Here is a 14,439-nt window from a genome sequence, read left to right as displayed (position 1 = left end):
GCGCGCGCTCTTCCACCCGTTCACGCTCACGTTCACCTATCTCCAGCGCGCGGGGATGTTCGTCAGCTCCGGCGGAGCGGGTGATTCGGCCGGCCCGGCGACCTGCGGACCCTGCGGACCCTGCGGGAAATCCTGTGGTGGGACCTGTGGGTCGGCCGTGGGGACGGGGGCGCGTCCGCTGCCGATACTCGGGTGGGACCCGACCGCCGCTCCACTCCCGCCCCTCGCGAGGGGCGAGTGGCGGACCTGCGACCCGAAGGCGGACGATGCGCCCCCGATTGAAGTCCGATGTGTTGTACGTGCCGACCGTTGACGGAGTCCACGTCTTCGGCGCCGGCGCGGATCTGGCCCTGCGCGGCCCGTCCGCCTACCGCTGGCTGGACCGGGTGGCCCCGCACCTCGACGGTACGGTCGAACTCGATGCACTGGTAGGGGGGTTGCCCGCGGAGAAGCGCGAGGCGGTGCGCGCCCTGGTGGGGCAGCTGCACACCGCCGGGTGTCTGGTCGACGCCGGTGCGGACCTGCCGCACGGGCTGACCCCGCGCGAGTGCGCGACGTACGCGTCCGAGATCGCGTTCGTCGAATACCACGGCGACAGCGCCGCGCACCGGTTCGAGACCTATCGGCGGGCCGATGTCGTAGTGGTGGGCGCGGGCCGGGTGTTCGTCGCGCTGGTCTCCTCGGTGCTGCGGTCCGGGGTGCGGCGAGTACGGGCGGCGCTCGCGCCGGAGCGGCCCACCGACATCGGGCGGCTGACGGAGCTGGTGGCGGAGGCGACGGACCGCGATCCGGACCAGGAGCTCCTCCTGACCGACCTGGGGCGGACCCGGCCGGAGGACCTGGTCGACGGGGCGGGTGCGGTGCTGCACGTCGGCGAGGGCGACGCGGTGGAACGGGCGTTGCTGCTGGACCGGCTGTGTCGGGGCACCGACACGGCGCTGGTGCAGGGGCTGGTCCTCGACGACGTCGCCTGGCTCGGGCCGGTCGGCGACGGCTGGCGGTCGGCGTGGCAACGGCTCGACGCACGCGGCCCGTTCCGGGAGAACGCGTTCCTGACGGGTCCGGCCGCCGCGGTGGTCGCCTCCCACCTCGGGCTCGCCGCCTTCGTCACGCTGACCGGGATCACCACGGCGCCGAAGGACGTTGACGCCCCGGACCAGGACGCGAAGGCCGTTGGTGAGCTGACCCGGATCGATCTGGAGACCCTGCGCACCTCCACCCACACGGTGCTGCCCCATCCCGCGGCCCGGCCCGTCCGGCCCGAGGGCCGCGAGGAGTTCACCCGGCGGATCGGGGAACTCCGCGCCGGGGCCCCGGTGACCGGGGAGGAATTCTCGCGACGAGCCGCCCGGTGCTTCGACCCGTACGTGGGGGTGCTGCGCGTCCTGGAGGAGGGGGAGTTCACCCAGATTCCGCTCCATGTGGCGAAGGCCCTCGCACACACCGAGGACGCCGGGCCCGTGTACGGGGTGGGCCTCGACTTCGCCGAGGCCCGCCGGGACGCGGCGCTGCGCGGGCTCGCCCGGTACGCGGCGCATCGGCCGGACACCCGCCGGTACGGGCCCGGCGGCACCCTGTGGGGCTGGGATCCGGCCGCCGAGCAGGCGGCGGAGGTGGCCGCTGATCGGGTGTTCACGGCGGCCGACGAGACGGGGGTGGGCGCGGGAACGGACTGGGACGCGGCCGTGACGGCGGGGCTCGGCGGGCAGTGTGCGCGGACGGCTCTGGCCGATGCGGCGGCCGGGGCGGTGGCGCCCCGGCCGGTGACGGTCGGGGTGCGGGCGCTGTCGCCCCGGGCGACCCGGCTGTGGGACCTGCTGCGGGCGGCGCGGGGGACGCCGACGGTGGCGGACATCGGCGGGGCCCTGGGGGTGCCCGTCCTGGCCTGGTGGCAGGACGGGCGGACGGTCGCGGTGACCTGTGGGCCGGATGCGGTGGAGGACGGGCTGCGCGCGGTCCTGCTGGACCGTCAGTCCGTCATCACGGGCGAGCCCGGGTACGCGCCGGTCCCGCCGGGCCCGTGTGTGGCCATGGGCCCGGGGACCGGCAGGCCGCTGCGGGCCCCGGCGGGGGCGACGGCGGAGGCGATGCTCGGGGCGCTGCGGGCCCGGGGGGTGCGCCCGTTGGTCGTTCCGCTCGACCACGATCCGGTGGTGGCCGGGCTGCTGCCCTTCGTGGTGCGGGTGGTGCCGGCCGGCGACGGGGCAGGGGAACGCGGCGATGCGTAGCTCCGTCGGGGACCTGCGCGGTTCGCCCGGTCTACGGTTCTGGTGGCGGACCTTCGAGGGGGTGCGGGACCTGTTCGCCGAAGGGCACGGCGAGGAGGGCGGCCCGGACGATCCGCTGCCGGTCAAAACGTACCGGGGGTCGCCCCGGTACGTCCTCCCGGAGCCGGCGCGGCGGATCGGGGACGCGCGGTGGTCCCTCGGTTCCTTCCGCGCCGCTCACCGGTCGGCGGTCCCGCGGCGGGACGCGCTGGACGGGCGGTCCCTGTCGACACTGCTGTACTGGACCTACGGGCTGGGGCGCATCGAGTTGGGCCCGCACGCGGTGTGGCCGTACCACCGGATGGTGGCCTCGGCGCGCTGCTTCCACCCCGTGGAGCTCTACCTCTGGCTGGCGCGGCCGGTGGACGGCCTGCCCGCCGGGTGTTACCACTACGACCCGGGCCACCACGCCCTGACGCTGCTGCGGCTGGGCGGGGTGCCCCCACAGGTGCGGACCGCGACGGGGGCGGGCGCGGGGACCGGGTTGCTGGTCGCCTCGGCCTGGTTCCGTAAGAGCGCGTTCCGGTACCGCGACTACGCCTACCGGCTGTGTGCGCAGGAAGCCGGGATGGTGGTGGGGAACGCCCTGCTGGTGGCCGGTGCGCTCGGGTTGCCCGGGCGGGTGCACCACCGGTTCGACGACGCGACGGTCAACCGGGCGCTGGGGCTGGACGGCGTGGAGGAGACGGCTTTCGCCCTGGTCGACCTCGGGGCGGCGGACCCCTGGACGGGACCACCGGTGGGGGCGGCCGGTCCTCCGGGAACGGAGGGGGTGCCGGAGGCGGACGGCGGGGTGCCCGAGCCGGACGGGGCAACGGAGACCGGAGGGCTGCCGGGGCCGGGCGACGGCGTGCCGCGGATCCGACCGGTGCACCTGGCGCCCGACTCCGCGGACGCGGGCGCCTGGGCCGGGCTGACCGCCCTGGACCTCGCCGCCCGGATGCCGGGGCCCGGCGCACCGGTCGATCCGGCCGACTTCCTGCTGCCGCCCCCCGGACCGGCCGGGACTCGGACGACCGGGACCCTGCCGACCGGGACCCTGCCGACCGGGACCCTGCCGACCGGGGCCGGGGCGGAGCCCGGTCGGCTGGAGTTGGCCGCGGCGCTGCGGGTCCGGGACTCCGGGGGCCGGATGTTCCTGCCCGCCGCCCCGCCGCCGGACGGGGCCGACCTGGTCGCGGCCCTGCGGTACGTGCTGGAGCCGGTGCCCGGCGATCACACCGGCCCGGCGTGTCCGCCGCTGGTGGACGCGCACGTCCTGGTGGTCGACACGGCCGGGATCGCACCGGGGTGGTACCGGCTCGCGGGCCCGCCGGGGGCTGCTTCCCTGGTGCGGGCGATGGACGGGGACGGGGACGGGCGTGAGGTCGTCGCCATGTTGTGCGACCGGACCCCGGCGGTCAACTCGGCGAAGGCCGGGGCGGTGGTGTTCCTGACCGCCGACCGGCTGGCCGGGGAGCGGTGGTTCGGGGCGCGCGGGTACCGGGTGCTGCACCAGGAGGCGGGGATCGTGGCACAACGGATCGCCGTGTTCGCGGCGGCGGCCGGGCTGTCCGCTCGGATCACCAACGGCTGCGACGACGCCGTGGTGCGGTGGGCGCTCGGGATGGACGCGGCCCGGGTGCCGGTGTTCACCGTCGTCCTGGGCCGCCGTCGGCCCACGGCCCAGTACGAGCCGCCGCTGACCTGGTGAGGAGCCCCGGGGACAGCCACCGCCACGCCGACCTACGGGTCGGACCCGTGGTCGGGGACGGCCGGTCCGCGGTCGGACCTGTGGTCCGACCGTGGAGACGGGGCCGGTGCCCGGGTCGCAGGATGCGTGGAGCGACCGTTCGAAGGTCGCTTCCTCACCCGTTCCACCGAGAAAGGGGATCAACGATGCGCAACGACCTCGTCCTCGACCTGGATGACCTCAGCGTCGATGAACTGGACGTCCTGCCCACCTCGCCCGGAGCCGGCCTGGAGACCGTGAACGTCGGTCACGCCATGGTCGAGATCGGTGCGTCGAACTGCACCTCCACCGGTACCCCGGCCAGCTGCTGTTCCTGCTGCTGCTGCTGATACCGGCCGCGGGCCGATGCCGGGTCCGGCGGGCACCTGCCCGCCGGACCCGGCGCCCACGCGAACGAACAGGATGTGAGGACGTGACGGTGACCAACGCCGCGAGGGCCGTGCCCGCCCCGGGCACCGCCCGGCCCGTCGTCGCCGTGGCCGGTGAGGGGCTGCTCGCCTCGGCGGTCCGGGCGGCCCTGGCCCGCGATCACCGGGTGGTGGCCCCTGGGGACCAGGACTGCGAGGTGGTGGTCAGCGCCGACGACGGCTGGACGACGGCGACCGGGCCGCCGCGGCCCGACGTGCGCTGGCTGCCGCTACGGGTCGAGCTGGGTGTCCTGGTGATCGGTCCGACCACCGTGCCGGGCCGGACCGGGTGCGCGGCGTGTGCCCGCACCCGGCGGCAGCGGGCCCTGGGGGCGGACAGTCCCCGCGCCGCCCTGCTGCGCGCGCACGGCGGTCGGCTCGCCGCCCGGCCCTCGCCGGTCCTCACACCCTGGGCCTGCCTGCTCGCGGCGGAGTTGGTGGCAGCGGAGGTCGCCGCGTCGGCGGGCCGGATCACCGACCGGGCGCTGGTCTTCCTGTCCCTGACCACCATGGCCGTCGGCCGGCACCCCTTCCTGCCGGTGCCGGACTGCGCCCGCTGCGGAGGGCTGCCGCCGGACCGGCCGCCGGTGCTGATGGAGGTCCCGCGGCCCAAACCGGACCGGGACGTACTCCGGGTCCGTGACCTGCGGGCCGGGTGGGACGGGCTGGTCTCCCGGTACGTGGACGGGCGCACCGGGCTGATCCGTCAGCTCGACGTGCGCACCGACTACCCGTACCCCATGGTCTCGGCCCCGGTGCGGCTGCCCGGGCTGGAGGAGGAGGCCGGGTTCGGACGTGATCTGGACTTCGGTTCCTGCGCCCGCACCGCGCTCGCGGAGGCGCTGGAGCGCTGGGGCGGAGCCCGGCCCGGCGGGCACCGCACCACGGTGCGGGGAGGGTGGGCGGAGCTGGCCGATCGGGCCCTGTACCCACCGGACTTGGGGCTGTACCCGGCCGAGCGGTACGCCGAGCCGGACTTCCCCTATCCGCCGTTCCGGCCGGACCTTCCGCTGAACTGGGTATGGGGGCACTCCTTCGCCCGCAACGGGCCGGTCCTCGTGCCGGAGGACTACGCCTACTACCGGACCCGGCACAGCAGCCCGACGGCCGTGCCGTTGGCCTACGAGGTGTCCAACGGGTGCGCCCTGGGCGGCTGTCTGGAGGAGGCTGCCCTGTACGGGCTGATCGAGCTCGCCGAACGGGACGCCTTCCTGCTGACCTGGTACGGGAGGGTCCCGGTGCCCAGGATCGATCTCCGCACGGTAGCCGATCCCCGGATCGGGGTGCTCGTGGAGCGGATCCGGCAGGAGAGCGGGCACCGGGTGCTGGCCTTCGCCACGACCGCCGAGCACGGTCTCGCCTCGGTGTGGATGATGGCGGTCCGCCCGCCGGGGCGCCGCTGGCTCGGGGAACCAGCGGCGGTCTGCGCCGCCGGCGCCCATGTGAACCACGAACGGGCGCTCCTCAACGGACTGTTGGAGCTGGCCGCGAACCTGGGTTCCAGCCGGCCGGCGTTCCGCGACGGGGCGGGGCGCGCGGCCGCGATGGTGGACGATCCGGGGCTGGTCCGCGAGATGCGCGACCACGCGCTGCTGTACTGCCACCCGGCCGCCTTCGACCGGTTCTCCTTCCTGCTGGAGGAGGACGGGGACCTCGACGGCGGCGGGGTGCCGGTGGCGGAGGCGTTCGCCGGCGCCGACTGCCGGCCGCGCGGCACGGACATCCGGGCCGACCTGGCCGAGGTGGTGGCCCGTTTCACCGACCGGGGGATGGACGTCATCGTGGTGGACCAGACCACGGACGAGCACCGCGCGGGCGCTCTGGCCTGCGCGAAGGTGATCGTGCCGGGGCTGCTGCCGATGACCTTCGGGCACCGGTCGCGCCGTACCCACGGGTTGCCCCGGCTGGCGCGGCCCCCGGTGGCGATCCGGCCCGGGGCGCGCGCCCCGGGCGGGGCCGCGCCCAATCCCCATCCGCATCCGTTCCCGTGAACTGGAGACGCCCCGTGACCGAGGACTTCTCGACGCCGGACACCTTCGGTGTCCGGATCGGTGGACTGCCCGTGTCCGTCCTGGAGGACATGTGCTCGCCCGAGCTGTGGCACCGGGTGGAGGCCGTACGCACCGCCGGAGCGCGGCTGGCGGGGACGGCGGCGGGGCTGTCGGACCGGCTGCACGAGGAGATCGGCCGGGCCGGACCGGCCAGACCGGTCCTGGTGGGCCTGCGGCGGGCCGTCCACAACAGCCGCCCCCTCACCGACCGGCTGTGGAATCCCGAGGTGCGGGCCCTGCTGTCGGATCCGCTGGTCGCCGAGGTGGAGGAGTGGCGGCGGCTGCGGGCCGGGCTGCCCGTCGCGCGCGCCGGGCTCGATGAACTGATCGACCACCAGGTGCGTTCCCAAGGGGCTCTGCTGCGCAAGGCGGCGGCCGATCCGGGCTTCCAGTACGGGCTCGCGCTGAGCAGTCCGGTCCTCCTCGCGGAGGTCCGCAAGTGGCTGGCGCGCCCGAACGAACCGGCTCCGGGACGGTCCCTGGCCCTGCGGCTGGTCACCTATCTCGCCCGGGTGACGAGGAAGACCAGCCCGTTCAGCACCTTCACGGTGAGCGGCCTGGGCAGCTGGGACCGCGTCCCGGCACGCCGGTCGGGTCCCGCGGTGGTGACGGTGGCCGAGGCCAACGTGTGGGTGGTCCAGCAGATCGTGCGGGCTCTGGAGGGGCATCCGGAGTTCCGGGGTCGCCGTCGGCTGCGGCTGAACCCGAGCGCCGCGCTCGTCGGGGAGCGCTGGGAGTTCCTGGGGCCGCGGGACGACGAGGAGCCGCTGCGGTCGCTGCGCGCGACGGCCGCGGTGGACGTGTGCGTGGCCGCGGTCCGTGAGGGCCGGCCCACCCGCGGGGAGGCGGTCTCGACCATCGCCGAGCGCACCGGGAACGGCCCGGCGAAGGCGGCGGCCTATCTGGAACGGTTGGTGGAACTGGGTCTGGTGGAGGTCGAGCGGCCCTTCGCCGACCAGTGCCCCGACCACGTCGCCGCGCTGCGCGGGCTCCTGGCCGGGGCGGACAGCCCGGATCTGGTGGCGGTCGACCGCGAGCTCGGCGTACTCGCGGAGGTGGTGGCCGGGTATCCGGGGCTGACCGATCCGCCGGACCGGCCGCGGGCCGTGGAAACCGTGGACGGCTGTCTGCGGCGGATCCGGGACCTGCTCGGGCCGGACCGGCTGATGCTGCCCGCCAAGAACAGCCTCATCGAGAACGCCCTGCTGGCCCACCCCTTCCCCGGACCGGATCGGGCCGCCTGGCAGCCGGTGCTGCGGGACCTCGATGCCCTGCGCCGCTGCTGGGCCGTGCTCGATCCGGCGCTGCCCGGCCGGATCGCGCTCGCCGACCTGTTCGCCGAACGGATCGCGGCCGGGGGCGCCGTACCCTTCCTGGCCTTCCACCGGATGGTGCAGGACTGGCTGCGGTCCGACCCGGAGCTGTCCGCCCTGCTCTCGGTGGGGGTGCACGGCTACCGGGCCATGCACCGCCACCGGCTGCCGCGGATACGCGAACTGGCCGCCGTCCGGGACACCCTGTGCGAGGTGGTCGGCTCCGCCCGGCCGGACGGCGACGGGGTCGTTCGGATCGCCGCCGACCGGCTGCTCGCGGTGGCCGGCGGCGGACCCGGGTGGATGCGCGCGCCGGATTCGGTGGCCTTCTACGGCCAGCCGTTGGATAGCCCGGACGGTCCCGGGTTCGTGGTGAACGCCGTCAACTCCGGGCACGGGCGCGGCCGGGACCGGATCCGGCGGCTGCTGACCCAGGCCGGGGCCGGGGCCGGGGCCGGGGCCCTGCGGGACACGGTGGTGGAGACCGTCGCGCCCCCGCCGGGGGTGGTGCACGCCGACACCCGCCGCCACTTCGGCAGCAACGTGGGGCTGCGCGCCTCCGCCGTGGCGCTGGAGATCGACTGCCCCGAGGGAGCGAGCGACAGCGCGGCCGACCGGCGGATCCGCCTCGGGGACCTGTTGGTGCGGCACGATCCCGGACGCGGCCTGCTGGTCCTGCACGCGCGGGGCCGCACCGAGGAGATCCGCCCGGTCCATCCGGGGCTCGTCGCCGAGCTGTGGCTGCCGCCCGCGCTGCGCCTGTTGATGCAGAGCCTCGGCGCCACGTCCAACCTGCTGATCCCGGGGCGCCGGATGTTCGGCGATCCGTCCCTCGACGAGGTGAGCCGGGCGGGCGAGGTGCTGGCCCAGCCGCGGGTCGTGGTGGGCTCCGCCACCGTGAGCCGACGGCAGTGGGTGCTGCCGCCGGGGAGCGTGCCGACCCGGGCGAAGGGCGAGGGCGATCGGGGGCTGCTGCTCCGGCTCGCCGACTGGCTGGCCGCACACGGCATTCCGCGACGCTGCTTCGTCCGCGCCCTGGACCCCCGGTCCGTGGTCAGCGGGGAGGTGTGGCGGGTCAAGTCCCGCAAGCCGGTCTACGTGGACTTCGCCAACCTGCTGCTGGTCGGGGTGCTGGAGCGGCTGCTGGCGGCCGGGCCGGAGCAGATGGTGTTCCTCCAGGAGGCGCTGCCCGACGTCGGCCTGTTGCCGGACCACGACGGCGCCGGGCCCCGGGTGACCGAGTACCTCGTCGAGATCAACGAAGGACGGACATCATGACCATGACGGACGGACCCGACACCGCCGCCCCGCTGGACCCTGCCGCCGCACGGGCCGGGGACTGGGTGTGCGCGCACGTCTTCTACGACGCCGACCAGGACGCGCTCCTGACCCGTTGTGTCCGGCCACTGGTGGCCGATCTGGAGCGGCGGGGCCTGGCCCGATCCCACTTCTTCCTGCGGTACTGGGAGGGCGGACCGCACGTACGGGTGCGGCTGCTCCCCCGGAGCCGCGCCGACCGTGCCGGGATCCGCGCCGCCATGGAGGAGCGGATCGGCGCCTTCCTCGCCGGGTCGCCCTCCCCCGACGTGGTCGACCGGACCCGGTTCGCGGGCGTGGCGCGGGGGCTGGCCGGGCTGGAGGGCCGGGAGGGCCATGACGACGTGGTCCGCCCCAACAACTCCGTGGAGTTCACCCCGTACGTCAGGGAGCACGCCGACTACGGTCACGGCGCCGCCATCGCGGCGGTGGAGCGGCACTTCTGCGAGTCGAGCCGACTGGCGATGTCGGTGGTGAGCGCCGGGGCGACCACGGACCAACGGGCGCTGCTCGCCTTCGACCTGGTCGTGGGGGTGTTCGCGCTGTGCGACGAGATCCGCGACCGGTGGTCCCGGGCGGGCGGGCCGCCGGTCCCCTTCGGCAGCGGGCCGGAGGCGGCCGACGTGGAGCCGCGGTTCTTGGCCCAGCGGGAGAAACTGCACGCCCGGGCCCTGCGGACCTGGGAGCTGGCCGCCGACCCGGTGGGCAACGACCACCGGGGCTACTGGCTCTCCTCGGTGCGCCGGCTGCGCGAGGAGCTGCGGCGGCTGGAGGAGAGCGGCGGGTTCACCGCCGACTGGATCGCCTCCCCGTTGGCCGGTCCGCTGGATCTGGGCGGCACCGACCACCCGGCCACCGAGCTGGTACTCCTACGCTGCGCCCACTTGGTGAACAACCGGCTCGGGCTGACCCTGTGGCAGGAGAACCAGCTGCGGTTCCTGGTGGGGCGGGTGCTGGCCGAGCTGCCGCAAGCGCGGGGCGCGGCATGAGCGGGCCCGCCGGACCGTCCTGGCACAGCCTGCACGTCCACTGCCACGACGGGGCCGCGCAGCCCGCGCTGGTCCTGGGCGGGCTGCGGCCGGCCTTCGCGGAGGTCCGGCCGTGGGTGGCGGGGGCCTGGTTCGGTCGGCACTGGCTGCGCGGGCCGCACCTGCGGCTCAACTTCCGGACCGGGCGGGCGGACTGGGAGGAGCGGGTACGGCCCGCCGTGACGGCGGTCGTCACCGGTTACCTGCGCGCCCACCCCTCGACCGCCGAACCGGACCGGGCCGCGCTGGCCCCCGTCCACGCGCGATTGGCGCAGCTGGAGATGGAGGAGGGGCCGCTGTCGCCCTGGGAGGCGGACAACACGGTCGTGGAACGGCCCTACGACCACCGGCAGCGGGTGCTCGGCTCCCCGCGGGCCGGCGAACTGCTGGCGGACTTCCTCTCCGCCACCAACGACCTCACCTTCCGGATGTACGAGGAGCTGCGTTCCGCCCCCCTGCCCGTGCTGGCCCTGGATCTGATGTGGGCCACGGTGGCCGCCGCGTCGATCCCCTTCGAGGACGGTGGTGCCCCGATCACCAGGGGCGTGCTCTCGCTCCGCTCGCACGCGGACGCCTTCCTCTCCCGCACCGCCGACCCGGACGCCTACCGGGCCCGCTTCGAGGAGCGGTTCCTCCGACAGGAAGCGGCCCTGTGCGCGCGCCTGCGGCAGGTGGAGGCGTGCCTGACCGCGGAACCGGGCGGGCCGGGAGCGGACGGGCCGGCGTTCGTACGGGAATGGGCCGCGGCCGTCCGGGAGCACCAGCGCCTCGCCGGACCGTTGCTGGCCTCGGGAGAGGTATCGATGGCGGGCGCGGCGGCGGCCCCTCGGATGCCCACTCGACAGCTGAGCGCCTTCCACGCCCTGCTGCGCTCCGGACACGGCCACCACGACTTCGTCTCCGAAGACCTGTGGTTCTCCTCCTTCCGGTTGGTGATGAACCTGCTCTACCTCCAGCTGGGCCGGCTCGGGCTGCCCCCGGTGGACCGTGGACTGCTGTGTCATCTGGCCGCGCGCGCCGTGGAGTCGGCGCACGGGACCTCGGCCACGGCCGACTTCGAGCGGTACGTGGTGGCGGCGGACGACGGCGCCGAACCGGCCTGGCGGCGACTCGGCGCCCGCTGGGCCGAGGGCACGGGCTGAGGGCACGGCGCGCGCTGGAACGGCCGGTTCGACCAGCCGCCGACCGTTCAGCCGGTGTCAGCCGGTGCCGAAGACCTCGGACAGCTGGCGGCGGCCGCGGATCCCCAGCTTGCGGTAGGCGCCGGAGAGGTGGAACTCGACCGTACGGACCGCGAGGAAGAGCAGCCCCGCGATGTCCCGGTTGGTGTGCCCGTCCCGCGCCAGATGGACGATGCGCTGCTCCTGGGGGGTGAGCCCGCTCAGCCGCGGGTCGGTGCGGGCGACCGTCGGCGCATCGGCGGCCGTCGCGGCACGGCGGCCGGGGTACGGGGCCCCGGTGGGCGCCGGCGCGATGGCGGAGCCCGGGTCCGGGCGGCCGGGCGCGACGAGTCGACCGGCGGCCTCCCGGGCGCGGTGCAGGAGCGCCCCGGCCCCGCAGGCGCGGGCGAGTTCGGCCGCACCCGCGAGTTCGGCCAGGGCCCGGTCGGTCTCGCCCCGGCCCGCGAGGGCGGTGCCCAGGTCGAAACGGGCCAGGCAGAGTTCCAGGGCGGCCGGGGTGCGGGTGAGATGGGCGACCGCCTCGTCGAGCAGTTCCGTCCGCCGGTGCCCGGTCTCGGTCAGGGCCACGGCGTGCAGCGCGGTGCCGACGCACTCCGGGGTGCCCCAGCGGCGGGCGACGGCCAGCTCGGCCACCGCGAGCGCGGCGGCACGCGCCCGTTGGTCCTGCCGGACGAGCAGCCGGGCGGCCCGGGAGCGCCAGGGCAGCACGGCCGGGTTGCGCACCCCCGCTTCCTCCAGCAGGCGGCCCGCCGCGAGCAGGTCGGCGGTGGCCCGCGCGGGGTCGGTGTCCTCGTGCGCGGCGGCCCGCGCGATCAGCGCGTACGCGGAATCGCGGCGCCGGGGCAACGGCCCGCCGTCCAGCCGGGCCTCGGCGAGCAGTGCGCGGGCCGCCGCGGGTTCCCCGCGCAGGGCCCGCACCTCGGCCAGGGCCGCCACCACGGCCACCGCCGAGGGCAGCCCACCGGCAGCGGCCGGCAGCAGCTGGTCCGCCACCGGGGCGAGGGTGGCCTCGGCGGCGGCGAGGTCCCCCCGGGCCCGCAGGATCCGGGCGCAGATCAGCTCCATCCGGACGTGTTCCCAGCGGCTGGGCCGGGCGCCCGCGTGCAGCCGGCCCCGGCCGCACAGGCTCCACGCCTCCGCCGTTTCGCCCGCCGCCAGCAGCGCTCCGCAGGCGTACCAGAGCAGCCCGACCGAGCAGCCGGGCACCCGTCCGGTGCCCCGGGGCAGTCCCTGCCGGGCGTGCCGGACCGCGGCGGCCCGGTCCAGGCCCGCGTCGACCTCGCGGGCCGCTCGCAGCGCCGCGACCTCCCGGCCCACCAGCCCCCGGTGCGGGGAGGCGAGGACCAGGTCACCGAGCGGGTCGGTGGCCGCCTGCCAGAGCGGGCCGCGCCGGAAGGTGAACTCCTTGTGCAGGCGCAGGCGTAGCTGCCACGAACCGGCCCCCGGGTTCCGCTCGAACCGGGCGGCCGTCTCGTCCAGGACGGACACGGCCTCATCGGCACGGCCGCATTCGGTCAGTACGGCGGCGAGGGCGAGGGTGTAGTCGGCGGCCAGGGCCGGGATCTCGCATTCCTGGCGGGCGGTGTCGAGCACCCGGGCGGCCCGCTCGGGGTCCACGAAGGCGTCGATCTCGGCGAGTTCGCGGTGGACGGCGGAGCGTTCGTGGGGGCGCAGGTGTTCGCGCAGGGCGCCGCGCAGGTGATGGGCTGCCTCCTCCGGCCTGCCGTCCCGTTCCAGGCGGTGCGCCGCGGAGCGGAGTTGGCGCACGGCCCAGTCCTCGCCCACCGGTCCTGCGGCGATCAGGTGGCGGGCGACGGTGGTGGGGGCGGCGTGCCGCCCGCGCAGCAGGGTCGCGGCCCGCAGGTGCAGGGCGACCCGGGTACCGGCGGCTATCCGGCCCAGGACCATGGAGGCGAGCAGCGGGTGACGGAAGGTCAGCGGGGTCCGGTTGGCGAGGACGCAGACCTCGACGAGCTCGTCGACGGCGGCGAGGGTCGCGCCGACGGGCAGTCCCGCGAGGGCCGCGCTGTCGGTGACCTCGGCGTCGGCGCCGAGCACGGCGACCGCGCGGACCAGGGCCAGGGCCGGTTCGCCCAGCCCGGCCAGCCAGCGGTCGGCGCCGGGGAGGGGGCCGGAGGCGGCGGTGGCCCGGAGCGCGGCGGCCGTGGGGGTGGTGTCCGCGTGCGGGGCGAGCAGAGCGTGCAGCAGGGCGGGGTTGCCGCCGGTGAGCTCGGCGCAGACGGCGGCGGTGCGGGCGCCGAGGACGATCCGACATCGTTCGGCGGCCCGGGGCAGGGCGTGCGGTGGGAGTCCTCGTAACTCGACGAGGTCGGCGCCGGCGAGGAGGGCGACGGCGGGGGACGTGGCGGCGCCGCGGGCGGGGGCGGTGACCGCCCCGGAGCCGGTGCCCGGCAGCGCGGCGCTCACGACGATCAGCAGGGGTGCGGGCGGCGGTGTGCGGGAGAGGTCGCGCAGCCAGCGCAGGGAGCCGGGGTCCAGACGGTCCAGGTCGTCCACGCACAGCAGGAGCGGAGCGTCACCGCGCACGCGGGTCGCCTCCAGTCGGTGCCGGATCTCGTCGGCGCCGGCCGGGCCGGTCGGCGCCGCGGCTCCGAGCAGGGCGAGGAGCCGGTCGGCCGAGGCGTAGGGGCGGTCCGCGGACCCGGTCGCACGGACCGAGGCGACCCGGAACCCGCCGGCCGCCGCCCGTGCGGCGCACGTCTCCAGCAGCGCCGATTTGCCCGAGCCCGGTTCCCCCCGGACCACCACCACGGCCGGACCGAGACCGGTGCGGGCCCGTTCGAGAGCGGCACCGAGCCGGGCCGTCTCCGTACTGCGGCCGATCTCCCCGCGCACTGCCATGTACCCCTCCTGGCCACGATCGACGAGCTGTCGCGGTTCCCCGAGAGAACCAGCGAGCCGGTCCCAGACTACGAGGCGGCTGCTCGGCGCAGACCCCGGTCCGTGACCGGAAAGAGCCGCCCGGTCACCGTGAGGAGGCACCCCGACCGCGGTGGGACGTCGTCCGTCACCGGGCCCGCGACCGAGCCCGCGATCGCGCTTCGGACCCGCGTGCGGCCCGCCCCCGCCCACGTCCCACCGGGCCGGGGGCCGATCGACCAGAGGCCCGGCCACCGCCCTCG

General features: G+C 76.1%; 8 protein-coding genes. 7 read left to right on the top strand and 1 reads right to left on the bottom strand.

All coding sequences use genetic code 11. From position 1 onward, the window contains the following. Nucleotides 1-299: 299 nt before the first annotated feature. From ACIBEA_RS15900 to ACIBEA_RS15870, 7 genes are all read left to right on the top strand, one after another. Nucleotides 300-2,228, top strand: a complete 1,929-nt coding sequence (locus ACIBEA_RS15900; protein ID WP_399261143.1) for a hypothetical protein — start codon at nt 300-302, stop codon at nt 2,226-2,228. Further along, a complete protein-coding gene (locus ACIBEA_RS15895; RefSeq protein WP_399261141.1) occupies nt 2,221-3,960 on the top strand; it encodes a SagB family peptide dehydrogenase in 1,740 nt (579 codons plus the stop codon). Before ACIBEA_RS15900 ends, ACIBEA_RS15895 begins: the two co-directional genes overlap by 8 nt. A 185-nt stretch (nt 3,961-4,145) precedes the next feature. Next, complete coding sequence (locus ACIBEA_RS15890) at nt 4,146-4,328, top strand: hypothetical protein (protein WP_399261139.1); 183 nt, start codon at nt 4,146-4,148, stop codon at nt 4,326-4,328. 83 nt (nt 4,329-4,411) lie between these two features. Next, nucleotides 4,412-6,397 carry a TOMM precursor leader peptide-binding protein gene (locus tag ACIBEA_RS15885; protein ID WP_399261137.1) on the top strand — a complete coding sequence of 662 codons (1,986 nt, stop codon included), beginning with the start codon at nt 4,412-4,414 and terminating at the stop codon, nt 6,395-6,397. 14 nt (nt 6,398-6,411) lie between these two features. Beyond that, nucleotides 6,412-9,048, top strand: a complete 2,637-nt coding sequence (locus tag ACIBEA_RS15880; protein ID WP_399261135.1) for a lantibiotic dehydratase — start codon at nt 6,412-6,414, stop codon at nt 9,046-9,048. After that, a complete protein-coding gene (locus tag ACIBEA_RS15875; protein WP_399261133.1) occupies nt 9,045-10,076 on the top strand; it encodes a lantibiotic dehydratase C-terminal domain-containing protein in 1,032 nt (343 codons plus the stop codon). The genes ACIBEA_RS15880 and ACIBEA_RS15875 overlap by 4 nt, the downstream gene beginning before the upstream one ends. After that, nucleotides 10,073-11,257, top strand: a complete 1,185-nt coding sequence (locus ACIBEA_RS15870; RefSeq protein ID WP_399261131.1) for a thiopeptide maturation pyridine synthase — start codon at nt 10,073-10,075, stop codon at nt 11,255-11,257. The genes ACIBEA_RS15875 and ACIBEA_RS15870 overlap by 4 nt, the downstream gene beginning before the upstream one ends. A 57-nt stretch (nt 11,258-11,314) precedes the next feature. Here ACIBEA_RS15870 and ACIBEA_RS15865 read toward each other — a convergent pair whose 3' ends face one another. Next, nucleotides 11,315-14,158, bottom strand: a complete 2,844-nt coding sequence (locus ACIBEA_RS15865) for an AAA family ATPase (protein ID WP_399261129.1) — start codon at nt 14,156-14,158, stop codon at nt 11,315-11,317. Nucleotides 14,159-14,439 lie beyond the last annotated feature (281 nt).

It is taken from the genome of Streptomyces sp. NPDC051555, assembly GCF_044454405.1.
Taxonomy (GTDB): Bacteria; Actinomycetota; Actinomycetes; order Streptomycetales; family Streptomycetaceae; genus Streptomyces.
This window is presented reverse-complemented; position numbering and strand designations above follow the sequence as displayed.

Coding starts and splice junctions, on each gene's coding strand:
- ACIBEA_RS15895 (WP_399261141.1), top strand. CDS start 2,221: ATGCGTAGCTCCGTCGGGGACCTGCGCGGTTCGCCCGGTCTACGGTTC.
- ACIBEA_RS15890 (WP_399261139.1), top strand. CDS start 4,146: ATGCGCAACGACCTCGTCCTCGACCTGGATGACCTCAGCGTCGATGAA.
- ACIBEA_RS15875 (WP_399261133.1), top strand. CDS start 9,045: ATGACCATGACGGACGGACCCGACACCGCCGCCCCGCTGGACCCTGCC.
- ACIBEA_RS15870 (WP_399261131.1), top strand. CDS start 10,073: ATGAGCGGGCCCGCCGGACCGTCCTGGCACAGCCTGCACGTCCACTGC.
- ACIBEA_RS15865 (WP_399261129.1), bottom strand. CDS start 14,158: ATGGCAGTGCGCGGGGAGATCGGCCGCAGTACGGAGACGGCCCGGCTC.